The 25,722-nt window shown below is 67.9% G+C and carries 26 protein-coding genes; 10 read left to right on the top strand and 16 right to left on the bottom strand.

Annotated features, from left to right (window positions below; genetic code table 11):
- Positions 1-73: 73 nt before the first annotated feature.
- The 3 genes from NI1_RS39790 to NI1_RS03505 all read right to left on the bottom strand — a co-directional run bounded on the left by NI1_RS39790 (position 74) and on the right by NI1_RS03505 (position 4,351).
- Complete coding sequence (locus NI1_RS39790) at positions 74-2,104, bottom strand: helix-turn-helix transcriptional regulator (protein ID WP_169815531.1); 2,031 nt, start codon at positions 2,102-2,104, stop codon at positions 74-76.
- Between the two features lie 275 nt (positions 2,105-2,379).
- Entirely contained in the window at positions 2,380-3,300 is a 921-nt protein-coding gene (locus NI1_RS03510; protein WP_067813934.1) for a beta-ketoacyl-[acyl-carrier-protein] synthase family protein, read from the bottom strand.
- Between the two features lie 4 nt (positions 3,301-3,304).
- Complete coding sequence (locus NI1_RS03505; protein WP_067813932.1) at positions 3,305-4,351, bottom strand: 3-oxoacyl-ACP synthase III family protein; 1,047 nt, start codon at positions 4,349-4,351, stop codon at positions 3,305-3,307.
- A gap of 507 nt (positions 4,352-4,858) precedes the next feature.
- Between NI1_RS03505 and NI1_RS03500 the strand changes: the two genes are divergently transcribed.
- The 4 genes from NI1_RS03500 to NI1_RS03490 all read left to right on the top strand — a co-directional run bounded on the left by NI1_RS03500 (position 4,859) and on the right by NI1_RS03490 (position 8,718).
- Entirely contained in the window at positions 4,859-6,526 is a 1,668-nt protein-coding gene (locus tag NI1_RS03500) for a fatty acid CoA ligase family protein (RefSeq protein WP_084522507.1), read from the top strand.
- Positions 6,527-6,535: 9 nt separating this feature from the next.
- Positions 6,536-6,709 carry a hypothetical protein gene (locus tag NI1_RS37735; protein WP_157534932.1) on the top strand — a complete coding sequence of 58 codons (174 nt, stop codon included), beginning with the start codon at positions 6,536-6,538 and terminating at the stop codon, positions 6,707-6,709.
- Positions 6,706-7,740, top strand: a complete 1,035-nt coding sequence (locus NI1_RS03495) for an NAD-dependent epimerase/dehydratase family protein (RefSeq protein WP_084522506.1) — start codon at positions 6,706-6,708, stop codon at positions 7,738-7,740. The genes NI1_RS37735 and NI1_RS03495 overlap by 4 nt, the downstream gene beginning before the upstream one ends.
- A gap of 147 nt (positions 7,741-7,887) precedes the next feature.
- Positions 7,888-8,718: an alpha/beta fold hydrolase gene (locus NI1_RS03490; protein ID WP_067813930.1), complete on the top strand. Its 831-nt coding sequence runs from the start codon at positions 7,888-7,890 to the stop codon at positions 8,716-8,718.
- Positions 8,719-8,790: 72 nt separating this feature from the next.
- Here NI1_RS03490 and ppnP read toward each other — a convergent pair whose 3' ends face one another.
- The 3 genes from ppnP to NI1_RS03475 all read right to left on the bottom strand — a co-directional run bounded on the left by ppnP (position 8,791) and on the right by NI1_RS03475 (position 10,705).
- The gene (gene ppnP / locus NI1_RS03485) at positions 8,791-9,102 is read right to left on the bottom strand and encodes a pyrimidine/purine nucleoside phosphorylase (RefSeq protein ID WP_067813928.1); all 312 of its coding nucleotides are present in this window, start codon (positions 9,100-9,102) and stop codon (positions 8,791-8,793) included.
- 177 nt (positions 9,103-9,279) lie between these two features.
- Positions 9,280-9,690 carry an NAD(+)--rifampin ADP-ribosyltransferase gene (gene arr, locus NI1_RS03480; protein ID WP_084522679.1) on the bottom strand — a complete coding sequence of 137 codons (411 nt, stop codon included), beginning with the start codon at positions 9,688-9,690 and terminating at the stop codon, positions 9,280-9,282.
- A 19-nt stretch (positions 9,691-9,709) separates the two neighbouring features.
- The gene (locus NI1_RS03475; RefSeq protein WP_067813924.1) at positions 9,710-10,705 is read right to left on the bottom strand and encodes a helix-turn-helix transcriptional regulator; all 996 of its coding nucleotides are present in this window, start codon (positions 10,703-10,705) and stop codon (positions 9,710-9,712) included.
- Between the two features lie 61 nt (positions 10,706-10,766).
- Between NI1_RS03475 and NI1_RS03470 the strand changes: the two genes are divergently transcribed.
- Together NI1_RS03470 and NI1_RS03465 are read left to right on the top strand one after the other, a co-directional pair.
- Positions 10,767-11,120 carry a YybH family protein gene (locus tag NI1_RS03470; RefSeq protein WP_067813922.1) on the top strand — a complete coding sequence of 118 codons (354 nt, stop codon included), beginning with the start codon at positions 10,767-10,769 and terminating at the stop codon, positions 11,118-11,120.
- Positions 11,121-11,187: 67 nt separating this feature from the next.
- On the top strand, positions 11,188-11,628 hold the full coding sequence (locus NI1_RS03465; RefSeq protein WP_067813920.1) for a VOC family protein: 441 nt from the start codon (positions 11,188-11,190) through the stop codon (positions 11,626-11,628).
- Here NI1_RS03465 and NI1_RS03460 read toward each other — a convergent pair whose 3' ends face one another.
- The 3 genes from NI1_RS03460 to NI1_RS03450 form a co-directional block, all read right to left on the bottom strand.
- Entirely contained in the window at positions 11,629-12,447 is an 819-nt protein-coding gene (locus tag NI1_RS03460; protein WP_067813918.1) for a class I SAM-dependent methyltransferase, read from the bottom strand. It abuts the gene before it with no gap.
- Between the two features lie 99 nt (positions 12,448-12,546).
- Positions 12,547-12,993, bottom strand: a complete 447-nt coding sequence (locus NI1_RS03455; protein WP_067813916.1) for a nuclear transport factor 2 family protein — start codon at positions 12,991-12,993, stop codon at positions 12,547-12,549.
- Positions 12,994-13,016: 23 nt separating this feature from the next.
- On the bottom strand, positions 13,017-13,367 hold the full coding sequence (locus NI1_RS03450) for a hypothetical protein (RefSeq protein WP_067813914.1): 351 nt from the start codon (positions 13,365-13,367) through the stop codon (positions 13,017-13,019).
- Positions 13,368-13,559: 192 nt separating this feature from the next.
- Between NI1_RS03450 and NI1_RS03445 the strand changes: the two genes are divergently transcribed.
- Positions 13,560-14,246 (top strand): alpha/beta fold hydrolase, encoded by a 687-nt coding sequence (locus NI1_RS03445; RefSeq protein ID WP_067813912.1) that lies wholly within the window; start codon positions 13,560-13,562, stop codon positions 14,244-14,246.
- A 376-nt stretch (positions 14,247-14,622) separates the two neighbouring features.
- Entirely contained in the window at positions 14,623-14,925 is a 303-nt protein-coding gene (locus NI1_RS03440; RefSeq protein WP_067813910.1) for a putative quinol monooxygenase, read from the top strand.
- A gap of 26 nt (positions 14,926-14,951) precedes the next feature.
- Here NI1_RS03440 and NI1_RS03435 read toward each other — a convergent pair whose 3' ends face one another.
- From NI1_RS03435 to NI1_RS03410, 5 genes are all read right to left on the bottom strand, one after another.
- Positions 14,952-15,302, bottom strand: a complete 351-nt coding sequence (locus NI1_RS03435; protein ID WP_067813908.1) for a hypothetical protein — start codon at positions 15,300-15,302, stop codon at positions 14,952-14,954.
- Between the two features lie 179 nt (positions 15,303-15,481).
- Positions 15,482-16,195, bottom strand: a complete 714-nt coding sequence (locus NI1_RS03430; protein WP_067813906.1) for a GntR family transcriptional regulator — start codon at positions 16,193-16,195, stop codon at positions 15,482-15,484.
- A gap of 160 nt (positions 16,196-16,355) precedes the next feature.
- On the bottom strand, positions 16,356-18,725 hold the full coding sequence (locus NI1_RS03425; RefSeq protein ID WP_067813904.1) for a RelA/SpoT family protein: 2,370 nt from the start codon (positions 18,723-18,725) through the stop codon (positions 16,356-16,358).
- Between the two features lie 265 nt (positions 18,726-18,990).
- On the bottom strand, positions 18,991-20,574 hold the full coding sequence (locus NI1_RS03415; protein WP_067813900.1) for an ABC-F family ATP-binding cassette domain-containing protein: 1,584 nt from the start codon (positions 20,572-20,574) through the stop codon (positions 18,991-18,993).
- A 166-nt stretch (positions 20,575-20,740) separates the two neighbouring features.
- Positions 20,741-22,723, bottom strand: a complete 1,983-nt coding sequence (locus NI1_RS03410; RefSeq protein WP_245663043.1) for a peptidoglycan DD-metalloendopeptidase family protein — start codon at positions 22,721-22,723, stop codon at positions 20,741-20,743.
- 46 nt (positions 22,724-22,769) lie between these two features.
- On the opposite strand from NI1_RS03410, the gene NI1_RS03405 reads away from it, so the two are divergent.
- Together NI1_RS03405 and NI1_RS03400 are read left to right on the top strand one after the other, a co-directional pair.
- On the top strand, positions 22,770-23,132 hold the full coding sequence (locus NI1_RS03405; RefSeq protein WP_218026669.1) for a hypothetical protein: 363 nt from the start codon (positions 22,770-22,772) through the stop codon (positions 23,130-23,132).
- Between the two features lie 95 nt (positions 23,133-23,227).
- Positions 23,228-23,515, top strand: a complete 288-nt coding sequence (locus NI1_RS03400; protein ID WP_067813896.1) for a hypothetical protein — start codon at positions 23,228-23,230, stop codon at positions 23,513-23,515.
- On the opposite strand, the gene NI1_RS03395 is transcribed toward NI1_RS03400, so the two are convergent.
- Positions 23,512-24,690, bottom strand: coding sequence for a PucR family transcriptional regulator (locus NI1_RS03395; RefSeq protein ID WP_157534931.1), 1,179 nt, complete (start codon positions 24,688-24,690; stop codon positions 23,512-23,514). The genes NI1_RS03400 and NI1_RS03395 overlap by 4 nt on opposite strands.
- 434 nt (positions 24,691-25,124) lie before the next feature.
- Positions 25,125-25,697 (bottom strand): adenine phosphoribosyltransferase, encoded by a 573-nt coding sequence (locus tag NI1_RS03390; RefSeq protein WP_067813892.1) that lies wholly within the window; start codon positions 25,695-25,697, stop codon positions 25,125-25,127.
- Between the last annotated feature and the right edge of the window lie 25 nt (positions 25,698-25,722).

The following is a 25,722-nucleotide window of genomic DNA, read 5'->3' as shown; positions in this document are numbered from 1 at the left end:
GCGCCGGAATCACACCGATCGGTTCTGCGCCCATTATCCGACCCCTTTCGAACGTCGTGAGCTACGAGAGTTGTTATCCCACCGCGTTTCCGGCCGTGGCCGCCTGCTCCACCAGCGCGAAGCGGAGTTCGCCGCGGCGGGCGACCGACAGCTTGCGGTAGACCTTGGTGAGATGCTGTTCCACGGTGCTGGTGGTGATGTCGAGCGCGGCGGCGATCTCGCGATTGCGCTGGCCGAGCGCGGCGAGTTCGGCCACCCGGCGTTCGGCGGGGCTGAGCGCGTCCCGACCGCCGCCGGTGACGGGGATGGGCTGGGTAAGCGCGGGTTCGGGCAGGGCGCCGGCCAGGCGTTCGGTGGGTTCGGCGGCGCCGCAGGCCGCGGTGAGCCGGGATGCTTCGCGCAGCAGGGGGCGGGCGCGGTCGGCATCGCCCATCGCGCGGTAGGAGTTGCCCAGATCGACCAGGGCCGTGGCCAATTCGCGTTCGTCGGCCCCGGCGCGCGCGATGGCCACCGCCCGGCGCAGCAGTGGCACCCGCCGGTGTTCGTCGTTGGTGGCGGCCAGCAGGCGCAGCGAGGTCCCGCCGGTGCGGTGACCGTCCGCACCGCCGATCAGATCCAGGTGCATGGAGGCGAAAGCCTGTGCCTGCCAGTGCTGTCCGGCGGCGAGGCTGGCGGCGGCCATGTCATTGCGCCAGGGTGCGAGCCAGGCGAAGTCCAGCTGCCATTCCTGCATGAGATTGCCGCAGCGGCGGTAATGGCGTAGCGCCTCCTCCGGGCGGCCGGTGGCTAGGCAGTGATCGCCGTGCGCGCTGAGATAGGCCAGGGCGAAACGGGAATCGAACATGGCCCGCGGCACCGGGCGGCGCAGCTGGGCGGCGGCCTCGGCGTGCTTGCCGAGTGCGGTCAGCGCTCGCACCAGCACCGCGAGCGGCCGACCCACCCACACGCCCAGATGGTCGGCGGGCAGCAGGTTCAGCGCAAGGACGGCGTGTTCGGCCGCACCCGCGAGATTGCCCTTGCGCAACAGGGTTTCCGCCCGAGCGGCCGCGAAGATGGATTGCCAGGTGGGCGCGCCCCGGGCCGCCGACTCGGCCAGCAGCGATACGCACCAGGCGTCGGCGGTGTCGAGCCGATCGGTGTGGATGAGGCAGTCCACGGCCGCCACCAGCACCTCGACCGTATCGAGGGTGAGCCGATGCCCGGCCAGGATGCGCTGCGCGGCGGTGGGAAGTTCGGCGGGCGGATGCTGGGTCAGCAGCGCCGCCAGCAGCTTACCGGCCGGGCCGTGCGGGGTGTCCCGTTCCGCCGGATATCCGGGGCGGACCGGTCCCTCGAACAGGCGCTGATATCGCTGCATCTGCACCGGATGCGTGTAACGCAGCCAGGCGCAGAGGAATTCGAAGCGCGGCCCGCCGGGCAGCACCCCGTCCACGGCCCGGTCCAACCGGGTCAGTGCGTGATCGGCGTGCAGCGCGTACCCGTGCCACAGCATGTGCAGCACGGTGGCGGGCAGCTCCGGATGCGGCACCCGGCCGGTCCGCAGCGCGGCCTTCAACCGGCCGAAGTTACGGGTCCGGCTGGAGGGGTTGGTGCACCACTCGACCGATACCAGCCGCGCGGCGATGGCGGCCCGTTCCCGCGCTCGGCGACTGGCGCGATACGCCAGCTCCAAACACTGCCCGGCCCGGTCCAATTCGTACTCCCGCAGCGCTTCGTCTGCCGCCGCGACCAGCACCCTGGCCGCCCAGGTGCCGCGCACGTCCCCCGCCGCCACCAGATGCCGCGCCACGTAGACGGCCGGAAACCCGTTCTTGTACAGCAGTTCCGCGGTCCGCGCGTGCAGGTCGCGCAGCTCTTCGCCCGGTAGCTCGCCCAACAGCCGCTCGGCGTACTCCCGATGCGCCCACCGCTCCCCCTGCACGAGCCCGGCCGCCGCCAATTCCGCTACCACACCGCGGGTTTCGGCGATATCGCGATCGATCAGGTCCGCGGCCAGCCGTGCGGTGCCCACCCCGCCCAGCACCGCCAGCGCCCGCATGACAGTCAGTTCGGCGGGATCCGCGCCGGGTAGCGCCGCCCGTAGCCGCGCCTCCGTAGTGTCCACTCGTCGTGGTCCCGGGCGGATTCCGCCCACCGCCCGCTGTTCTCGGTCCATCGCGACCGACCGCCGCATCTCCAGTCCCTTCATCGATCGGATGCGCCCGACTGAAGGGATGGCACGGCGAGCTTCGGTGTGCTGGAGCGGCATCATTGCAGCGGTGGCCGCCTGGTGGCGACCGATATCAGCCGGGGCACGGCGTTTCCGGTACCCGCCGGCCGGCGCGCCCGGAGCCGTCGGCGGGATACCGATGAAACGAATTGCCAGACAGTATATTTCGTTCAGCCATCCGATGCGGGCCCAGTGGAGGCCAGCGCATGCGGCCGGTAGACCAGGCAGGCCGCCGAGCTGTCGTCCACACCCAGGAACACCACGGCGCGGGCCGCGTCGAGCAGGCCGCGCTGCGCCGCGGTCAGGTAGGCGTGCACGGGGGCGGCCGAATACGGGTCGCCCACGGCGGGATCGACCCCGGCCACCGCCGACGACGGCACACCCAATCGATAGGCCAGACGCTCGCGGAAGCCCGGAATCGGTGCGGGCGTGAGCAATACGGCCGCCCCGGTGGCGAAGTCGTTGAGCTCCAACCCCTCTCCGGCCAGCAGCTGCGTCACGGCCTCGGCGGCGGCTTCGAGCGGGTCGCCGCTGCCGGGGCCGATGGTCATGGCGGCCCGGCCGTTGGTGCCCGCGCCGACCAGATCCGCCCAGCCGGTGGGGGCGATCGCACCCGATTCCTGCGCGGTGTAGAGCCGGCCGAAGCCGCCCGCGTCACCGGAGAGGCGCAGTAGCAGGGCCGCACCGGTGGGGGTGTACGGGAAGCCCTCGACCTCACGCTCCAGCGACGGATGGGTGTCACCGGCGACCACCAGCGCGTACTCCAGATCGCCTGCGGCGATGAAGGTTTGCGCCGCCATCAGGCTGTGCACCACGCCGTTGCCGCCATTTAGCAGATCGAAGGAGAAAGCGGGGAGCCGGCCGGTCCGGTACTCCAGGCCGACCTCCAGGCGCTTCTGGATCAGCGCGGCCACGGCCGGTTCGGAGATATTGCTGTCCCGGAACACCCCGGCATTGATGATCAGGCCGATGTGATCGGGCGAGACCCCGGCCTGTTCCAGCGCCGCCCGGCCGGCGCGGGCGGCCAGTTCGAAGTAGCTGTTGCTGTCCACATCGGTGCAGACCGCCGCGGAAACGATGGTGGTGGTCATGGCTTCACGCCTCCAGTCGGCTGATGGTCGCGGCGAGCTGCCCGGACACCACGCCGGACGCTTCGGGAATCAGCAGCACCTTGGAGCCCTTCGGGATCCTCTGCTGCGCCAGATGCTCGTGCAGCACCAGGAAGTGCGAGGTGGAGGCGGTATTGCCGTACTCCTGGTACACGTTGAGCTGCTGCGGCATCGGGGTGTCGAAGTGCCGTTCGGTGAGCTGGCTGATGTAGTCGATGGCCGGCCCGCTGAACTGGTGATGCACCCAGTAGTCGTATTTCTCGCTCTCCCAGGTCCTTCCGGTCTCCGCGAGGTAATCCGCCATCCGGCTGATGCCCTGGAGATACCGGGATTCGCTGGCCAGCGCCCGGTTGTCGGTGTACATGGCGATGCCGGTGGTCTTCTCGCTCGGCATGCCGATGCAGTGCTCCGCGCCCGCGGCGGTGGTCATCAGCTCGATGTAGTGGATCTCGTCGTGATCGTCGCCCTTGTCGTCGACGATCACCGCCACCGCGGCGTCGCCCACGGTGAGCGCCGCGAACTGCGGATCGTAGGGCTGGCTGATCTCACGGGTCGCGGTCTCGGCGATGGGGGTGATCTGCTCGCCGCTGACCACCAGGCCGCGCCGCACCACCCCGGTCTTGATCATGCGATCGAGCAGCTTGACCCCGGTGATCATGCCCGCGCAGGCATTGGACAGATCGAAGTGCAGGGCATTGGTGGCGCCGATGGCATTGCGCAGCATGAGCGCGAAAGCCGGTGCGTAACAGAAGTGTTCGGCGTCGCGGAAGCGGGTGATGGAGACGCAGATGACGACGTCGAGGTCTGCGGCGGCGTAGCCGGAGTGGCTGAGGCAGTCGTCGATGGCCTGGCGGGCCAGTTCGAACGAGGACTCGTAGTTGTCCGGATCGGAATTGTAGACGCGCCGGTTCTTGATTCCGGTGATGCGCTCCAGATCCAGTGCCCTGGGCACGGACAGGCTGCTGATCACGTCTTCCGTGGAGCGGACGGTGCTGGGTGTGTACGCACCGATCGATTCGAAGCGAGTACGCATGGCCCCCTACTCTCTGGAAAGATTTTGAAGTTCGGTCGAATTCTGGTGCGGCGTGCGGCATTCGCTATTCGATGCCGGTGCCGTCGTTATCCAGTAGCCCCGATGCCGAATCGGACGGTATCAGTACCAATGGGTAACCGGACATCACAGTGGTCACACGAATCCCATTGGTAACAGGAGGATTTCGCGCTACGCCAACCTCGAGGACCTGGTAAAACGGGGTACGGGCGGGAATGTCCAGGGGTACTGACATAGGGGTCCGCTAGGGGCTGCGGCGAAACCGGTGTCGGTACCGTGATTCACACCAAACCCATTGCACGGCAAGGCGTTTTCGACAACGACCGGTGGCGGGTGCGCGACAGGTGCGGTAACCTCCCGGTACCGCTCATCGCATTCCTCGACATTTCCAGGGGGACGTGTGTCGCAATATGCATCCACTAATTCCGCACTCGCGATTACGAAAGTGGTTCGAATTCCCGTGCGCTCGAATTCCCTCGAGGTGATGTCGTGACCGTTACCGCAACCTATTGGCGTGCGCTGGATCGGTTCGCCGCCGTCGTCGCCGCACACCCCGAGCGGGCGGCGGTCATCCACGCCACCGGCCACGACGGCGCCGGACTGCCGACGTACAGCGAGATCGGCTATGCCGAGCTCGACGCCTGGTCCGACGCCATCGCCGAGAACTTCGCCGCCGCCGGGGTGACGCGGGGTATGCGGACCATCGTGCTGGTCAAACCCGGGCCCGAGCTGTACGCGGTGCTGTACGGGCTCTTCAAGATCGGGTCGGTGCCGGTGGTGATCGATCCGGGCATGGGGCTGTTCAAGATGCTGCGCTGCCTGCAAGCCGCCGATGCCGAAGCGTTCGTGGGGGTTTCGGAGGCGCAGGCGGTGCGGATCGTGTTCCGCTCCTACTTCCGCAAGGTGCGGGTGTCGGTGACCGTGGGCCGATGCTTCTGGCGCGGGCCGACCTTGGCGAGCTGGGGGCGCAAACCCACTGCGGCACTGCCGGTTCGGGAACCCGCGCCCGATGACGATCCGCTGCTCATCGCCTACACCACCGGCAGCACCGGACCGGCCAAGGCGGTGGTGCTCACCCACGGCAATCTGAGCGCCATGATCGAGCAGGTGGACGCGGCGCGCGAGCACGTGCCGCCGGGGACCTCGCTGATCACCGCGCCGGTCGCCGGAATCCTGGAGCTGCTACTCGGATCACGTTGCGTCATACCGCCTTTGATTCCGTCGAAGGTCGGCGCGACCGATCCGGCGCACGTGGTGGACGCGTGCCGGCGGTTCGGCGTCAAGACCATGTTCGCCTCCCCCGCCGTGCTGGTTCCGCTACTGAAGCAGCTCGAGGACACCGGGGCGGAGCTGCCGAGCCTGGAGAGCATCTACTCCGGCGGCGCGCCGGTACCGGACTGGTGCATCGCGGGGCTGCGCAGGGCGCTGCCGGCCGAGGCGAAGGTGTACAGCGGGTACGGGGCCACCGAGGCGCTGCCGATGGCGACCATCGAATCGCGGGAATTGCTGGGCGACTTGGTGGAGCAGGCGCATCGCGGCAAGGGGGTGTGCGTGGGGCGGCCGGCGCTGCACGTGCAGGCGCGGATCATCGCGATCACCGATGACGAGCTGCCGACCTGGGCGGCCGTGGCGGCGCGCGAAGCGCAGCTGGCGGTCTCGCGCGGGATCGGGGAGCTGGTGGTCGCGGGGCCGAACGTCAGCACCCGGTACTTCTGGCCGGAGGCGGCCAATGCGGCCGGGAAGATCATCGACGGGGATCGGGTGTGGCATCGCACCGGGGACCTGGCGTGGATCGACGAGGAAGGGCGAATCCGGTTCTGCGGGCGCAAGAGTCAGCGTTTGGAGACCGCGCGCGGGCCGATGTTCACCGTGCAGGTCGAGCAAGTGTTCAATACCGTTCCGGGCGTGGCGCGGACCGCGCTGGTCGGGGTCGGCGAGCGGGGCGCACAGCGGCCGGTGCTGTGCGTGGAGCTCGAAGCCGGGGCCGACGAGCAGGTGGTGACGGGGCAATTGTCCCGGCGGCGGGACGAATTCGAGGTGGCCGCGGCGGTCGGGGCATTCCTGTTCCATCCCGAGTTCCCGGTCGATATCCGCCACAACGCCAAGATCGGGCGCGAAAAGCTGGCGGTGTGGGCGGCCCGGCAGCTCGGCGACTAGGGAGGCGTCATGAAAGAGCCTGTTTCGCAGGCGGTTTCGGCGGTCGGCGGGTTGCTCGCGGGCTGCGGCCTGGTCGCGGTGGCGCAGATCGCGGTGACCATGGCCCTGGATGAAATCGCGAGCCGGTGGGCGGAGCTTCCCGCGGCCGATCGCGGATCGAAACGGTTGCGGGTGGTGTCGTGAAGGCATTGGTGACGGGGGCCTCCGGGTTCCTCGGTGGTGCGCTCACCCGGCGGCTGGTCCGCGACGGCGACTACCAGGTGGCGATTCTGGTGCGGCGCACCAGCAATCTGCGCGATCTCGCCGCGGTGCTGGACCGGGTCGAGGTGATCACCGGCGATCTGGCCGATACCGATTCGCTCGCCCGCGCGGTCGAGGGTGTGGACATCGTGTTCCACAGCGCGGCGCGGGTGGACGAGCGCGGGACCCGGGCACAGTTCTGGGCCGAGAACGTGGCGGCTACCGCGCGGCTGCTCGGTGCGGCCAAGGCGGGAGCGGCGCGGCGGTTCGTGTTCGTGTCCAGTCCGAGTGCGCTGATGGCGCGCGATGGCGGCGATCAGGTGAACATCGACGAGACCGTTCCGTATCCGCAGCAGTATTTGAATCACTATTGCGAGACGAAGGCGGCGGCGGAACGGCTGGTGCTCAAAGCCGATGACGGCGAGTTCACCACCTGTGCGCTGCGGCCGCGGGCCATCTGGGGTGCCGGGGATCGGTCCGGGCCGATCGTGCGGCTGCTCGACCGGGCCGCGGCGGGCACCCTGCCGGATCTGTCCTTCGGACGCGAGGTGTACGCCTCGCTGTGCCATGTGGACAATATCGTCGAAGCCTGCGTCAAGGCGGCAGTCGGCGAGAACGTGGGCGGCAAGGCGTATTTCATCGCCGATGCCGAACAGACGAACGTCTGGCGGTTCCTCACACAGATCGCCACCGAGCTGGGCTACCGGTCACCGGGCCGCAAGCTCGATCCGCGCCTGGTGAACTTCATCGTGGAAGTGATCGAAACACTTAGGCGCGCACCGTTTCTCGCCGAACACTGGACGCCGCCGCTGTCGCGCTACTCGGTTGCGGTGATGACGCGCACCGGCACCTACGACACCTCGGCGGCCACCCGAGACTTCGGATACCGACCGGTCGTAGATCGCGATTCGGGTATGGAAGCTCTCAAAACGTGGCTTCGACGCGGAGAGGAAAGTATCGAAACCACCCACTGACCAGGGCTCGGGCGCCCCGATCGAAACCTTGTGTTACACGCGGTACCAGCTAGCATGGTTGGATAGCCGCGCGAGAGGCATGTCGGTGCTGACGGCCCTCGTCGGAAGACGCTGTACAGCACCGCTACTCAACGAGGAGAGCGCCCGATGCCGGTATTCGATTACCACGGGGTGTCCGTCGCCTACGATCAGGCCGGATCGGGTGATCCCATCATCTTCCTGCACAATATCGGCGGCGACCGGCGCATCTGGGCCGGCCAGTTCGAAGCCTTGTCCGCCACGCACAGCGTCTACGCCATCGACCTCTTCGGCTACGGCGACTCCGACACTCCGGCCGCCGGTTACACGGTCGACAACTACATCGGCATGCTCGCGGAGTTCATCACTGCCCACAACCTGCGCAATGTCACCCTGGTAGGCAACTGCTTCGGCAGCGCCCTCTCCCTGCTCTACACCCGCGCCAACCCGGCCGCCGTCCGCGCCCTGGTCCTGTGCAGCCCCCTGACCTCCGCCACGTTGCGCCCCACCCAAACCGGTTGGACCGCCCGCACCTTCGCCCACCTCCAGATCGACTCCCTCGCCACCGCCATCCGCCTCCCCGCCCCCCTGGCCCGCCTGGTAGTCCGCGAACAACTCGGCCCCCGAGGCCGCCACATGACCCCCACCACCTTCGCCGCCCTCCGCACCCGCTGGTCCGAACCCCGCCGCCTCCTCCCCCCGGCCGCCATCGCCCGCGACCTCCCGAGCCTGGCAACCCTCGACTACTTCCACCCCTCCCCCAGCTTCCCGCCCATCACCACCATCTGGGGCGCGAAGAACCGCATCCTGTCCGCCAAGGCCGGCGCCCACCTCGACAAGGCCCTCCGCCCCACCTCGGCGATCGTCCTCCCCGACTGCGGCCACCTGGTAATGCTCGAAGCCCCCGAAACCGTCACCACCGCAATCCGTTCCGCCACCCGCACCGCCCTGGCCAGCTGAGCCGGCCCACCCCTACACAAAACGAAACGCCCGGGACCTCACGGAGACCCGGGCGTTCACAACCGATTCGACTCAGCCGAAGTGGCACACGTAATGCACCGGCTCCACGACCTCGATCTGGAAGCTGCTGTTCCCCGGCACCGAGAACGACTCCCCACCCTTATAGGTAACGGTCTCATCGGCCCCCGCCAAAGTCACCTTGCACTCCCCCTCCAGCAACTCCATGATCTCCGGCGCACCCGTATTGAACGTCAACGTAGCCGGGAGGATGACACCGACGGACTTACTCGTCCCATCCGCCAACTCGATATTGTGCGAAACGCACTTCCCATCGAAGTAGACATTGGCCTTCTTGGTGACGGTGACATTCTCGAACGTCGTCATGAACTCTCCTGGGGTAATGGGGACAGGCAAGCCTAACCGCCGACCGAGTCGCAGCCATCTACCAGGGGGTGAGTGCGTTCCGCCGCTCAGCCGCCCGTCAACGCCAAAGGCCACCGGACCGCCGTCAGACGGACTTCCGCCCGAAACGCTGAGACCTGCCTGGGAGGCGAAACCGGGTCAGTCGTTGATGGCTTCGACGCCCTGGCGGTCGAGTTCGGCCAGGTGGTTTCGCATGTGCTGCAAGGCTTCCGGGGAGTGGCCTGTCCAGTTCTGCACTTCGGCGCTTACGCGGAGGGGGTGGCGGGTGCGGTAGGACCTGGTGGGGTTGCCGGGGAAGCGTTTGTCGGTGAGGTTCGGGTCGTCTTCGAAAGGGCCGGTGGGTTCTACTTCGTAGATGCGTTCCTGGGCGTCGCCGGCTGCCAGTTCGGCGCCCCAGGTGGCGGCGTCCAGGGTGGCGGTGAAATAGACGAAGTTGGCTTTTCTGCCGGGGCCGTAGTTGGAGCTGTAGCCGGGGTCCAGTAGGTCGCCGGGGTTCAGGACTGCTTTCGTGCCGTGGAAGAAGGGGCCCTGGTCGTCGGGTTGGGTCATCGGTTCGTGCTGCATGCGTTCACCTTTCGGGGTCGGCTGTTTCCGGGCGATTGCGGTAGCGGGTGGTGATGGCGGCGGCGCGGTCGTGCAGGGCGGTGCGGAGCCATTGGGGGGCAAGGGCTTCCGCGTTCGTGGCGAGTTGCCAGAGGGCCCATTCGGCGTGGCGGGGGTCTTGGAAGGTTACTTCGAGACGGAGCCAGGTATCGGGGTCGGGAGTTTCGGAGAGGACGGTGAGGGCGGTGGCCAGCAGTTCTTCCCGGGCGGACGGTTTTATGCGGATCAGTGCGGTTACCTGGTCGCCGCTGGTGCGGAAACGGGTGCTGCGTTCCTGCCAGGCGCGGTCGAGGTCGACGCGGGCGGGGCGTTGGGCGGGTTCGGGGAGTTCCTCGGCGGCGAGGATGCGGGACAGGCGGTAGGTACGGTCCTCGCCGGATCTGGTGGCGAGCAGGTAACCCTGATTGCGGACGGTGACCAGGCCGATGGGATCGACGGTGCGCCAGTTGGGGTTCTGATCCATGGCGGCGTAGTGGATGCGGAGTTTGTGGCCGGCGAAGACGGCGCGGCGGACCTCGGCGACCACGGTGTCGGGCAGCTCCTCGGCGGTGGTCGAGCGGGCCAGGATGTCGGTTTCGGGGTCGATGAGCAGCCGTTCGGCGGCATCGGCGGCGGTGGCTCGATTTCTTTCCGGTAGGGCATCGACCACTTTGCGCATGCCGGAGGCGAGGGCCGAGCCGAGGCCGAAAGCCTGTGCGCCGCGGCGTGATCCGGCCACCAGCAGAGCGAGCGCCTCGTCGTGATTCAGTCCGGTGAGTTCGGTTTGGAAACCGGGGAGCAGGGCGAAACCGCCGAGCCGGCCGCGTTCGGCGTAGACCGGAACCCCGGCGGTGGACAACGCCTCGATATCGCGCAGCACGGTCCGGGTGGAGACCTCCAGCTCGCGAGCCAGCTCGGGCGCGGACATCCGCCCGTGCCGGCGCAGCAGCAACACCAGTGAGACCAATCGGTCGGCGCGCATGGAAAAACTCTAGCGGGAATACCTGACACAGGATGTCATGATTCGTTGGGAGGCTTGTGTCATGACAAATCGAAAAGTTGCCACCACCCCTGACGACCTGGCCGGATTCTTCATCGAGCGCGCGAACGCGGGTGACGTCGACGGGCTCGTCGCGTTGTACGAACCCACCGCGGTCCTGGAATTCCCGCCCGGCAACAAGGCGACGGGGCACGCGGAGATCCGCAAGGTGTACGAACAGTTCGTGGCGGCCGCACCGGTGCTCTCACCGGGCCGCCAGCATCCCTCGCTGGTGAGCGAGGACCTGGCGTTGACCGCGACCACGCTCACCACCGGCGAGGTGACCGTCGAGATCGCCCGCCGCCAGCCGGACGGCTCGTGGCTGTGGGCCGTGGACCAGCCGACACTGGTGCCCTAGCGGGTGCGGTGGTGGGCCCGGACCGGCCGGGCCCACCGCCGGCGGGCGTCACGAGAGAGACTGGGGCATGGCTATCAAGCGCATGGACAATGTCCTCATCGTGGTCGAGGACCTCGACACCGTGATCGAGTTCTTCGTCGAGCTGGGGATGACGCTCGAGAATCGGGGCCCGGTCGAGGGACGCTGGGTGGAGCGGATCATCGGCGTCGACGATGTGCGACAGGAGGTCGCGATGCTGCGCACCCCGGACGGGCACGGCGGGGTCGAGCTGGCGATGTTCCACACCCCGCGGCCGATCAGCCCCGAACCGAAGCACGCACCCGCGAACACCCTCGGCATCCGCCGGATCATGTTCGCGGTGGACGATATCGACGATGTGGTGGCCCGATTGCGTACGCGCGGCGCGGAACTGGTCGGCGAGATCGAGCAGTACGAGCAGATCTTCCGGCTCTGCTATGTGCGCGGGCCCGAGGGGATCATCGTCGGGCTGGCGGAGGAACTCGGCTAGCTAAGTGCCGTCACCTCGACGCGCCGTCATCTGCAACCACCGGGTCGGCGCGTCGAACTCGCCCGGCCCGTACTCGCGGCGCAATTCCGCGGTCGCGATGGCCGTCGCGGACCCGAGATCGAACGACGAATGCCGTTCGATCTCGCCCCGCATCGGCGTCCCCTGACACAGCGCCACCGCACCGACCTCGGCGGTCGTCCGGCTCGTCCCGTCGAGGTATGCGCCGCTGATCTCCTCGAACCCCGCCGCCGCGAGTTCCCCGCGAATCCGCTCGATATCGAAGTACCCGTGCGGGGTGCGGCTGAAGAATTCGAGCGGCTCGTCCGGTGCGGCCGCGCACAAAGCCCGGGCGATGACCAGCGCGACAGCATTGTTCTCGATCCGGTCCCACACATTGAACGCGAAGGTGCCGCCGGGTCGCAGCACCCGCAGGGCCTCCGCGTAGCCGCGCACCTTGTCGGACAGGAACATGGCCCCGAACTGACAGACCACCACGTCGAAGCTCCGGTCCGGGAACGGCAGTTCCTGAGCGTCCGCCACCTGCCAGCGCACCCGTTCGGACGCCAACCGCTCGGCCGCGGCCGCCACCATCGGTGCGTTCAAATCGGTCGCCACGATGTCGAACCGGCCCAGCCGATCGAGTTCCCTGGTCAATGCGCCGGTCCCGGCCGCGGTTTCGAGAATCTCGACCCCGCCCGTCGCCGCCACCGCCGCCGCGAGGGCCCGCGCCGGTTCCTCGAAAATCATCGGAACCAGCAACGTGTCATAGATCTCGGCGATAGAACCGGTGAACGACGCGTCCCCGCCGCCCGCGCTCACGAGCCCGACCCGCTGTGGCCACCCATAGCCCGATGCTACCGCCGAAAGCCCCGCGTCCGGAGCGAACCCGCAGGTTATCGACCTGCCGACACTGAACCGTCACTCCCCCGCGGAGGCACGCAGGTGACCACTCAGCTCACCTGTCAAACGGATCTGCACCTCACGCTCGGCGAACCGCCACTGCCCCTCGACCCGCTCGAACCGATCCCGGTAGCGTCCAGCCACCACCGCCTGCAACGGCAGGCCCGGAAGTGCCTGGAACACAGTGAAATACGACCGCGCGACGGCTGTCGCGTCTCCCGCATCGAATTCGATGGCGGTGTTGGTCGTGACATGGTGGGTGCGCGGCGTGCCGTCCTCGTAACGGATCACCATGCCGCGCAACATCTTCTCGATATCCGCGCTGCCGGTCACCGACGCACCACCGCCCTTGAACACCCCGCTCGCGAACAACGCGCCGACGCCGGCGAAATCACCGTCGTCGACGAGCTCCGCGTACTTCGCGATCAAATTCGATATGGCAGTGGTGTCGTCGGCTGCGCTCATGCGTTCCGACAGTAACGCTCGGATCAAGCCGCGGCGGCGGTTACCAGGGTGTGCAGGGCGGAGTCGGGGTCGGGGACGTCGATGACCAGGCGGGTCAAATCGGTGCCGGACAGGTCGATCTGGATGGCTTGGCCGTCGAAGCGGGTGTCCCAGAACTCTTTACGGCCCTTGCCGCGGAAGGTGCCGGCGGCGATGACGCCGGGCAGGAAGGCGCCGGGGGCGCGCAGCCACGGGGGGCGCAGGTCTACCGGGGCGAGAGCGACGCGGGTTACGCGGGACAGGTCGAAGGTTACGTGCTCGTGCAGGGACAGGACTCGGTGGATGCCTTCCACGTGCACCGTCACCGCGCCGTCGGTGACTTCCAGCTCAACCATTTCGCACCTCACGGTCTCGGGGATGTCGATATCCAGAGTGGCTGGAGAAACTTGCGGGAGGCTGAGGGTTTCCTTGCAGTTCTCTCAGGTTTGCGCGGAGAACTGTCGGTGCGGGCGGGCAGAATCGGGCGGAGCAGGGAGTTTCCGGGCGTGAAAGTGCTTGGCGAGCAATCGAATGAGAGGAGGCTCACCGTGGATGAGCAGCGGGAGAACGGCGGGGCGACCTTCGTGCTGATTCACGGGGGCGGAAGCAGTTCCTGGGATTGGCATCTGGTGGCGCCGGAGCTTCGAGCGCGCGGGCACGAGGTGGTGGAGGTGGATCTGCCCATCGAGGATCCGGCCACCGGGATCTCGGAGTACGCGGACGCGGTGATCAGCGAGGTCGGCGACCGATCCGGTGTCGTCGTGGTGGGGCATTCGTTCGGCGGCTTGGTCGCGCCGGTGGTCAGCGCGCGGATGGATACCGAACTGCTGGTGCTGCTGACCGCCATGATTCCGGTGCCGGGACAAGCCCCGGACGACTGGTGGGCGGCGAGCGGGCACCAGGTGCTCGGCATCCGGATCGATACCGAAGAGCAGGTGATCGACGCGTTCATGCACGACGTGCCCGCCGAACTGGCCGCCGAAGCGATGCAGCGCGGGCGCGAACAACACGAGCACGCCGGGGACTGCCCGATTCCCCTGGAGAGCTGGCCGCGGGTGCCGACCCGCTTCCTGCTCTGCCGCGACGACCGCTTCCTGCCCGCCGATTTCATGCGCCCGCTGGTGCGCGAACGGCTGGGCATCGACCCGGACGAGATCGACGGCGGCCATTGCGTAATGCTCAGCCGCCCGGTCGAACTGGCCGAACGCCTGCACCGGTACTGGGTCGAGCGCTGATACCCCGGGGAATGGACAACGGCCCGGAAGCGCAAGCCTCCGGGCCGTCTCGTACTCCGAGCGCCGTGCACGTATCCAACGGCCCGCCTGCATCATCGGGTGATGCGTGCTGTCACGACCGGAGTCTGCGGAGCCACGACGGGGGTGCATTTCCCCGAACGACGCAAACTGGTGGGCCGCTCCACAACGCTTGGAGCAAACCGGCATCGATCCACCCGAACTCGTGAATGTCTCCCGGTCACAACGAGTGTCGCCGCCCGGCGCCGGAAATGGGACCACCCCGCCCGCATGCGGCACAGCGGGTCAACGAGTTGGCACTGCATGTCCATATTCGGCCGGCGCGCGAATTCCGGGCTATCGACCTAGGCTGCTGCACGTGTCAACACCAGTACGACTGCTCATCATGATCACCACCCAGCCGGGCCGCGGCCAGGACCAAATCGACGCCTTCGCCCGCCTGGCGCCCATCGTCCGCGCGGAACCCGGCTGCCTGCAATACGACCTGCACCGTGTCACCGGCGACCCCGACCGTTTCGTCCTCATCGAACACTGGTCGTCCGAGTCCGCCCTCGCTGCCCACGACCTCACCCCGCACATGATCGAAGCCGACGCCGCGAGCCCCGCGTTCCGAGCCGGCCCGGCCCAGGTCATCGAACTCACCGCCGCACCCGTGGCCTGACCCACCCGGCGGAATTGCTCGCCGGGTCAATGAATTCCGCGGCCCAGCAGATTCGCGACGTGCAGCAGCCGCGCGGCGTGTGCGGGGATCTGGTTCGGGTCGTGGATCTTTGCGGCATGGTGGTAGGAGAGCAGTTCGGCGCCGACGACGCTCCATTCGGGTAATTGGGCGGTGAGATGGGCGTGGACGAGGGGCGGGGTCACCAGGGCTTTCGCCCAGACCGGGTCGGCGGCGGTGATCCGGAAGCGGGCGTCGAAATATTCGTTGCCGGTGGCGGTGGGCTTGTCACCGAAGAGGTTTCGGCCTAATTGGGAGAAGACGCCGCGGCGGTGGACGGCGACGGACGGGTATTGGCGGTCGAGGTGGACGACGGTCACGATGTAGCGAATAGTGCTGGTACTGGTGCTGTCACCGCTGGATGACGTCGACTCGTAGGAGTATTCGGCGACGGTGACCCAGTGGTCGCCGAGACGGCCGGTGCAGGTCGCGCCGAGGCCGCGGCGGTTGCGGCCGGGGAGGCTGCACCTTCTCGGCGCCTTAAGAAATTGTTGCGGGCCTACTCCTGTTCGACGTCCAATGTCATGGCGACGATGGCGCTGGTGACGCGCTCGAGCACCACGTCGAGGGATTCGCCGATGTGGCGGCGCAGCAGGTCGTAGGCGAGCGGGAGGTCCCCGGCCAGTACGGCTTCCAGGATCGCGAGGTGCTCGGCGATGGTGACCTCTACCCGGTTGTTGACCATGAAGTCGTACATGCGGACGTGACGGATGCGGGCGTTGACGGCGGTCAGGGCGCGGGTCAGCTCGGAATTGCCGGAGGCGTCGAGCAGGGCGACATGGAATTCCTCGTCCACCACCACGAAGCCGGGCTCTTTCGGCGGCGGGTCGGCGCGCAGGGCCAGCCATCGTTCCCGCTCCGCCGTCAGCGCCGAAAGATCGTGCACCACCGCGGGATTGTCGATGGCCCGCTGAATCCCGCTCAGTTCCAGGGTGATCCGCAGCTCGTAGAGGTTCCGGATGAGCGGGATGCTCGGCCGTACCGGACTGAATCCGTACTCCTCGCGGCGCAGCAGGCCGTCCACGCACAGCATGGCCAGGGCTTCCCGGACCGGGGTGCGCGAAATGCCGAAGCGCGCACAGATTTTCGGTTCGGTGAGGCGCTGACCGAACTTGATTTCCCCGTTCATCAGCTCGGCGCGCAGCGCGGTGTACACCCCGTCCCGCAGGCTGCCGCCCGCGCCGCCGGCTCGCGGAGCCAGTGTTGTCGACATGCGTGTATACGGTAGGAGCGGGCGGTTTCCGCGACGTCACCGAAGGTTAGCACCGGGTAAGAAACACCTCACGCCCGCGCGGTGGAATCGGTTGCGGCGCGAGCGCTTTCCGCCCGGGCCGCCGCCGAGTCCGATTCCGTCGTCTCCTGATCGGTTGCGGTCAGGCCGCCGAGGTCACCCGGTAGACGTCGTAGACGCCTTCCACATTGCGGACCACATTGAGCAGGTGACCCAGATGCTTGGGGTCGCCCATCTCGAAGGTGAACTTCGAAATCGCCACGCGGTCACCGGAAGTCATGACCGAGGCGGACAGGATGTTCACCTTCTCGTCCGCGAGCACCTTCGTCACATCCGACAGCAGGCGGGTGCGGTCGAGGGCCTCGATCTGGATGGCGACCAGGAAGACCGACGATGGCGACGGGGCCCATTTGACCTCGATGATGCGCTCCGGTTCGCTGCGCAGCGAATCGGCGTTGGTGCAGTCGGTGCGGTGCACGCTGACCGCGCCGCCGCGGGTGACGAAACCCATGATCTCGTCGCCGGGCACCGGGGTGCAGCATTTGGCCAGTTTCGCGACCGTGCCCGGCGCACCGGGGATTTCGACGCCCGCGTCCCCGGTGCCGCGCTGCCGGGAGGGAACCGTCGACGGCGTAGACCGTTCGGCCAGTTCGTTTTCCACGTCGCCGACGCCGCCGAGCTGGGCCATGAGCCGCTGCACCACATGGTGCGCCGAGACCTGGTTCTCGCCGACGGCCGCGTACAGCGCGGAGATATCGGTGTAGTGCAGTTCGTGCGCGAGGGCGCTCATGGCGTCCACGCTCATCAGGCGCTGCAACGGCAGCCCCGAACGGCGCACCTCCTTGGAGATGGCGTCCTTGCCCGCTTCCAGGGCCTCTTCGCGGCGTTCCTTGGCGAACCACTGCCGGATCTTGGCCTTGGCGCGCGGGGAGACCACGAAGTTGGACCAGTCCCGGGACGGTCCCGCGTTCTGCGCCTTGGAGGTGAAGATCTCGACGACTTCACCGTTCTCCAGCTGGCGTTCCAAAGCCACCAGACGCCCGTTGACGCGTGCGCCGATGCAGCGATGCCCGACCTCGGTGTGCACCGCGTACGCGAAATCGACCGGGGTCGACTTCTGCGGCAGCGTGATCACATCACCCTTGGGCGTGAACACGAAGATCTCCGGCGACTTCAGGTCGAAGCGCAGCGACTCCAGGAACTCGGCCGGGTCCGCGGCTTCGCGCTGCCAGTCGAGGAGCTGCCGCATCCACGCCATATCGTCGACTTCGGTGGAGTCCTGGGAGTGCTTGCCCTTGGTCTCCTTGTACCGCCAGTGCGCGGCGATACCGAATTCGGCGGTCCGGTGCATGTCCTGGGTGCGGATCTGCACTTCCAGGGGCTTGCCGTCGGGACCGACGACCGTGGTGTGCAGCGACTGGTAGACGCCGTACCGCGGCTGGGCGATGTAGTCCTTGAACCGCCCGGCCATCGGCTGCCACAGCGAGTGCACGACGCCGACCGCCGCGTAGCAGTCGCGCACCTCGTCGCAGAGGATGCGGATGCCGACCAGGTCGTGGATGTCGTCGAAGTCCTTACCCTTGACGATCATCTTCTGGTAGATCGACCAGTAATGCTTGGGCCGGCCTTCGACCACCGCGTTGATGCGGCTCGCGGCCAGGGTGTTGACGATCTCGGCCCGCACCTTGGCCAGGTAGGTGTCGCGCGAGGGCGCGCGGTCGGCGACCAGGCGCACGATCTCGTCGTACTTCTTGGGGTGCAGGATTGCGAAGGCGAGGTCCTCCAACTCCCACTTGACCGTCGCCATACCCAGGCGATGCGCCAGCGGGGCGATGACCTCGAGGGTTTCGCGCGCCTTCTTGGCCTGCTTCTCCGGCGGCAGGAAGCGCATGGTGCGCATATTGTGCAGCCGGTCGGCGACCTTGATCACCAGCACGCGCGGGTCCCGCGCCATGGCGATGATCATCTTGCGGATGGTCTCGGCTTCGGCCGCCGCACCCAGGTTGACCTTGTCCAGCTTGGTCACGCCATCGACGAGATGCGCGACCTCCGTACCGAATTCGTTGGTCAGTTCCTCGAGCGAGTACCCGGTGTCCTCGACGGTGTCGTGCAGCAGCGCCGCCACCAGAGTCGTGGTGTCCATACCGAGTTCGGCGAGAATGTTCGCCACGGCCAGCGGGTGCGTGATGTACGGGTCGCCGGACTTGCGGAACTGGTGCTGGTGCTTCTCGTCGGCGACGTCGAAAGCCCGTTGCAGCAGAGCGAGATTCGCTTTCGGGTACAGCTCGCGGTGCACGGTGGCGAGGGGCTCGAGCACCGGTTTGACGGCGGCGATGCCGCGCTGTCCGGTCATGCGGCGCGCCAGGCGGGCGCGCACGCGGCGCGAGGCGGAGGTGGGGACCGCGGCGGGGGCATTTCGATTGGCCCCGTTGGGCTGATTCTGGGCAGGTGGCGTCGAAGGCGTGTCGGACCCCGATTGCCCGGCGTTCGCCTTCTCCAAATTCTGTGTCATGCCACCACCTCTCCCGGCCTCGGTCGGAGATACCCTATCGGACCGTTCAACCACCCAGATCACCCACTTTAGTCCTGGAATCGGACAACTACCGTGACGGTGATCGTCGCCCGTCCGAACTGGTCCGGAGCGATGAACAATACCCGGTCCCGCGGCTTTTTCGAGGCCGCATCGATTCCGGATCGTGCCGTGGCGAGCGGGCGGGCGGTTTCGGGTCTGCGGATCGGTTTGCGGGGACCGCCCGGCAGCGGTCCCCGCAATCTCGTCATTCGCTCAGCCCGGCCGCCGTGAGCTCCAGGCGGCGGGTGACGCCGATCTCGTCCAGGAAGCGCGGATCGTGGCTGACCACGATCAACGCACCCTGGAACCCGGCCAGCGCCTCGGTGAGGTGGCGCAGGCTGGGCAGGTCGAGATTGTTGGTCGGCTCGTCGAGCAGCAGCAGTTTCGGCGCCGGTTCGGCCAGCAGCAGCATGGCCAGGGCGGCCCGCAACCGTTCCCCGCCCGAGAGCGCTCCGGCCGCCACATCCGCGTCGCTGCCCCGGAACAGGAACCGGGCCAGCTGGGCGCGGATCTGCTCCGGTGTGGCGTGCGGCGCGGTGGCCGCGACATTCTCGAATACCGTGCGGGATTCGTCGAAGATGTCCAGGCGCTGCGGCAGCATGCGCCAGGGCACCTTCGGCCCCTCGGCCCGAATCCGGTGCAGCAGTGTCGTTTTCCCGACCCCGTTGCGTCCGGTGAGCGCGATCCGTTCGGGCCCGCTGACCTTCAGCGACACCGTCGGACCGCAGGCCAGCCGCACCTCGTCCAGTTCGATCACGTCCTGGCCGGGATACAAACGGGTACCGGGCAATTCGACCCGGATCTCCCGATCGTCGCGCAACCGATCCTGCGCCTCGGTCAGGTGATCCTTGGCATCGTCGAGCTTGCCGATATGCGTATTGCGCAGCTTGCCGGCCGAGACCTGGGCTTCGCGTTTGCGATTGCCCATCACGATCTTGGGTTCGCGCTTCTGGTCCCACATCTTCTGCCCGTACCGCTGCCGCCGATCCAGTTTGATCCGCGTCTCGACCAGCTCCCGGGCCTGCTTGCGCACATCGCTGCGCGCATCGCGGATGGCGGCCCGCGCGCTCTCCTGCTCGGCTTCGACGATCCGCTGGTAATCGCTGAAATTGCCGCCGAACAACCGGATCTCGCCGCCGCGCAGCTCGGCGACGGTGCTCACCCGTTCCAGTAGTTCCCGGTCGTGGCTGACGGTCAGCACGGTGCCGGTGAACTGGCCGATCACCTCGTAGAGACGCTCGCGCGCCGGCTGATCGAGGTTGTTGGTGGGTTCGTCCAGCAGCAGCACATCGGGTTCGGCCAGCAGTTCGGCGACCAGGCCCAGCAGTACCGTCTCACCGCCGGAGAGGGTGTCCAGGCGGCGATCGAGTTGCCCCACATCGCTTGCGACATAGTGCAATCCGAGTCGGCCGAGCAGCGCCACCGCGTGCCCCTCGACATCCCAGCGGGTGCCGACGAGGTCGAAGTCGGCCTCGTCGCCGCTGCCGGATTCGATGCGATGCAGGGCTTTTCGCACGCCGTCGATCCCGAGCACCTCGTCCACCCGCTGTCCGGCGGCCAAACCGAGATCCTGGCGCAGATAGCCCAGTCGCCCGGTGACGCTCACCGAGCCGCGCAGCGGCCGCAATTCGCCGGTGACCAGCCGCAACAGCGTGGATTTGCCCGCGCCGTTGCTGCCGACCAGGCCGATGTGACCGGGTCCGAGCATGGCGTCGAGACCATCGAAGACAGGGGTGCCGTCGGCCCACGCGAAGGTGAGATCGGAAAGGGAAACAGCAGACATTGACATAAGTCCTCCTGAAGGTGAGCGGCAAGAATGCGGCGCGCGAATGCGGGCCACGGCTGCGACTACCTCAGAAGATCAACGTCAGGACTCCGATCGGACGGGAAAGGGAACGCTCCCAAGCTATCCACACCCAACGCGGGTGTGCAAGCGGATATTTCCGTGAGCCGGATCACCGGGACAGGCGGCGCGCCTTCATACCGTTCTGCAAGGGCGATTCCTTCACCTTGCCGCCGGGCTCGGCGTACAGCATGCGGCCGCTGCCCAGGTAGATGCCGACGGTCGCCGGGCCGCGCGCGCTGAAATCACCGAAGACCAGATCACCGGGCTGGGCCTTGAGCAGCGTCACCTCGATGCCCTGCTCCCACTGCTGCTCGGCGGTGGGCGGCAGGCTGATCTTGCCGCCGCTGCCCGCGAAGACCGCGGCGGCGGTCAGGCCGGGCTGATCGAAGCCGCCGTTGCTGGGGCCCGCGGTGCCGCCGCCGCCGAAAACGTATGCGGTCCCGACCCATTCGTGCCCGGCCTCGGCGATCTGCGGGCCCAGCGCGGCATTCGGATCGGCGGTGAAGCGGCCGGTACTGCCCATGCTGCGGAAGTTCGCCTCGGCCGCCATGATCTTGGCGACGTAGGGCCGGGTCTCGGTGTAGTGCGCCGAGTACTGGCTGGGCATGCCGCCCGAGGCCAGCACCGCGCCTTCACCCGCGTTGTAGGCGGCGATGGTGAGCTCGGTCAGATCGCCGGTGACCTTGCCCTGCTGCATCCAGCCCTGCACGGTCTGCGCGATCGCGCACATGTACCGCCCCTGGCCGATGATGGCGTCCCCGTCGTCCCACACGCTCGCATTGCCGTTGCCGTCGGCGTCGATGACATAGGGCTGCCCGTCGGGGGCCAGGGCCGCGGCGGTACCGGGCAGGAACTGCGCCAGGCCCTGCGCACCCGCCGCCGAGGTGAGCCCGCGCTGGAAACCGGATTCCGCCTGCCCCTGCGCGGCCAGCAGCGACGCGCTGATCTGCGGGCACAGCGATCCAGCGCGCCGATACCAGATCTCGAGTTCCGGCGGCACCTTGCCGGAGGCGAGATTGCCGCCCGCGGTGCCGAATCCGTTCTCACAGTTGGGGGTGGTGGCGGTGGGCAGGCTGGCGCCGGAGAGCCACGCCATCGGATCGACCTGATGGCCGCCGGTGAGCCGCCCGCCGGGCACCAGCTCGAAATGCAGGTGCGGGCCGGAGGATTCGCCGTTGGAGCCGACGTCGGCGATGTGCTGGCCCATGGTGACGATATCGCCGGTCTTGACGAACACGCCGTTGTCATACATGTGGCCGTACACCGTCGAATAGCGTTTGCCCGACTGATCCAGGGAGTCGATCACGACCCAGTCGCCGAACCCGGAGGCGGCGCCGGCGGCGACCACCAGACCGTCCGAGGCGGCGTAGATCGGGGTGCCGGCGGGGGCGGCCAGGTCCACACCGAGGTGGGTGCCACCGCGCGCGCCGAACACATCGGAGACGGTGAAAGTACCTGCGGCCAAAGGATATTGGCGGCGGCCCGCGCCGGTGAGCGAACCCGCCTCGTTCACCGTGCCGGGCATGGCGGCCAGTGACACGTCGACCTGCGGGGGCACCGAGGAGGTGGCGGTCGCGGCGGCCTTGATGGTGACCTGCACCCGGTCCAGATGATTGCGGGCCGCGTCGCCACGATCGGCGAGCGTCTTCCACTGCGCCCCGCCGGCCGCGCCGGGCGTCCAGCTGCGCTGCTTCCAGATCACGTAGTCCACGCGGAAGGCGGCGGCGTTCTCTTGCAGGAAGGCCACGATGGAATCGCCTTTGGCCGCATCGTCTCCCACGATGAACTCGACCGCGCGCCCCTCCCGATGATCCGGGTAGGTGTCGTCGGCGATGACCCCGCGCACGTCCATGCTCCCGAACCGCGCGACCACGCACCGCAGGGCGCGCAGCGCGCCGTCCTGCAACCCGTTCTCCGCGGCGAGTCCGGTGGCGGCGCAATTGGGTTCGGTGCGCGCGGTGGTGGCCGAGGCAACGGCCGGAGTGCCCGCCCCGCAGCTCGATTCGGTGGCGGGCAGGATGATCACCAGCAGCAGGGCGACCAGCGCCAGCGGGATGCCGAGGGCGGCCCCGATCAGGACCTTGGGCTTCACGCCCGGACGCTCACGGCCGCCGCGGTGATCACCGGGACATCATGCCATGTCCGACACCCACTTTCACGGACCGCGCGCGCCGTTTCAACCAGCGCACAACGGGCATCCCGAATATATGCCTTATCTCTATCGCACCCATGAGGGCACCGCGGCCCGCGTAGTCACGGCCGTGGGTGGCCTCTTCGCCCTGATCGAGGGCGTGTACATCCTGATGCTGGTGTTCGACGCCGACCAAACCAATCGGTTCTTCACCTTCATCAAGGGCCTGGCCGAACCGCTCGCGCTGTTCTTCCCCGGTCTGTTCCACACCGGCAACGGTGATCTGGACATCGTCATCAACTACGGTCTGGCAGCGGTTTTCTGGCTCGTCGTGACCGGCTTCATCGCACGGATCGTAGGCCGCTACTGACGTACTCGAACGCGCTGTGACCCGGGTTCATCACAGGTTCGGCGGCACGCCGCGGAGGCAGTTTCCCGGGGGCACCCATCGGGCACCTTTCGGGTATGCCTCCGCAAACCCGGAACGAGGCACACGCCGCGCGCATCATCGGCGCGGTCGGTGCAGTGTTCGCCCTGACCGAGGGCCTGTACATCGTGATGCTCGTGCTCGGCGTCGATCAGACCAATCGCGCTTTCACGTTCATCAAATCGTTCGCCGAGCCGCTGGCGGTGTTCTTCCCGAACATGTTTCACACCGGCAACGGCGATTTGGACATAGTCGTCAATTATGGTCTGGCCGCGATCTTCTGGTTACTGGTCACCGGATTCATCGCCCGCGTGGTGACCCGCTAGAGATCACCGCCCGACAGGTCCAGCGCGGTGAGCGCCGCGGCGAACAGAGGAGTGTGCTCGGAACGGCCCGGGTCGTAGCCGGTCAGCGTGGCGATGCGACCCAGCCGGTAATTCAGCGTATTGCGGTGCACCACCAGGGACTCCGCGGCCGCCACTCGATTGTGGTCGTGCGCCAGGTAGGCCCGCAGCGCGTCCATCAGATGCGGTTGCCCCGCCAGGGGTTCGAGCAGCGCCAGCAACCAGGCGCGCGCCGGGCCCGGGCGGGCGAACTGGTATTGCAGCGCCAGGTCCGCCATGCGGTAAACCCCGGTGGGGCGGTTCAGGCCGAGCGCCAGCCGGGCGATCTCCGCCGCCTCCTCGGCGCGCGCCGGAATCTCGGAAACGGTTGCCGCGGTGGCGCTTCCGGCCACCATCCGGAATCCCGCGGTGGCGGCGATGCGCGCCACCGCAGCATCGAGGCGGGCGACCGGTTCGCTATCCGGCAGCAGCACCCAGCCACCGGTGCGGTCCAGCACCGTCAGCGCCTGCGGTGACAGGACTTCGATCTCACCGTGAATGACCCGCAGCGCCGGACGCGCACCCTCGGGTGCGGTGCGCAGCGCCAGCACATGAAAACCGTGCAGGGCGATCCCGAATCGATCGGCGAGCAGTTCGGCGGGCTTGCCCTGCAACAAAGCCAGTGCCAGTGCACGTTTCACTTCCCGCTGTTCCCAGTGCAGGTCCTGGCGCTCACGCAGATACGAGGCCGCCACCCCCGGCACCACCGCACCCAGATACCCCAGTAGTTGCGGCACCGCGGCCAGTAATTCGTCCCGGTCGGCCTCCGTGCGGGCGGCCGCGACCAGGTAATTCCAAGCGGCCAGCGCGGCCCGGTGATACACCGCCAGCACGGTATCGAGCGAAACCCCTTCGCGCGCACGGCGGACCGCCACCTCGATCATGGCCTCCAGATCCTCCGGCCGCGGCTCCCGGCCCTCCGCCAGCAGCCGCAAGAACAACCGCAGATTGTCCTCCGCGCGCCGCACCACATCTTGTTCGACACCGCCGTACGGCAATTGCTGATACTCCGGGGCGACGCTGAGCACGGCCGCCACCATCTCGCGCGCCACCTCGTTCACGTGCGCACCGAGAAACTCGGCCAACGGTGAGGTCTGATCCCCTGCTGCGGTACTCACCCCACACATTGTGGCCGCGAACGAATCCGCCTGCACGACAGCCGTTCACCGCAGGACCGTACGGTCTCACCGAGGCCCGGGTTTGTCACCCGAACAAACAGCTTCGGCGGCGCGCCGGGCAACCCACCTCTTCCGAACCCCTTCCCCGTCATTCCGGCACGACCGACCCCGTCATTCCGGCACGACCGACCCCGTCATTCCGGCGTGCTTTTGGCCGGAATCCACACGGTTCGATGGGTCAACGCGCTGTGTGGATCCCGGCGGAGAGCATGCCGGGATGACGAAGGCTGAGGCAGGCCGGGACGACGGAAGCTGGAGGCCGGCCGGGATGACGGAGAAGCCATGGTGCCGGATGACGAAAAACGGTGGCGCCACGGCTTTCTGCCGCAGCACCACCGCTGGTTCAGATGCCGACCGGTCAGTCGGCGTGACCCTCAGAGCTTGACGACCGAAGTGAGCGGGTAGTCGCCCTGGCGGTCGCGGCCGCCGAGGAAGCCGAGTTCGAGCACGACGGCGGCCGCTACCACTTCCGCGCCCGCGGCCTTGAAGAGTTCGGCCGCGGCGGCGAGGGTACCGCCGGTGGCGAGGACGTCGTCCAGGAGCAGCACGCGGCGGCCCTTCAGGTCGATGCCGTCGGCGGGGATTTCGAGTGCGGCGGAACCGTATTCGAGGGTGTATTCGCGGGAGATCACCGGCGGGGGCAGCTTGCCGGCCTTGCGGACGGCGATGACGCCGGTGCCGAGGATGGCGGCCACGCCCGCGCCGAGCAGGAAGCCGCGCGCGTCCACGCCGGCCACCAGGTCGGCGTCGGGGGCGCAGGCCGCGAAGCAGTCCAGCACCGCGCGGAAGCCCTCGGCATCGGCGAAGACCGGGGTCAGGTCGGCGAAACGCACTCCCGGGGTCGGGAAGTCGTCGTGCCAGCGGGTCAGGCGTTCGACCGCCTCAGCGGCCCGCTGCGTCCGCTGCCCGGCGGTCTCGGCCGAGTCCACCAATTCGTGCTTGCTCATCTCCACCCACTCCTCGTCACCACGC

This window comes from Nocardia inohanensis NBRC 100128 (genome assembly GCF_001612945.1).
In the GTDB taxonomy this organism is placed as follows: Bacteria; Actinomycetota; Actinomycetes; order Mycobacteriales; family Mycobacteriaceae; genus Nocardia; species Nocardia inohanensis.
Note: the sequence above shows the minus strand (reverse complement) of the source record. Positions and strands in the feature narration are given on the sequence as shown.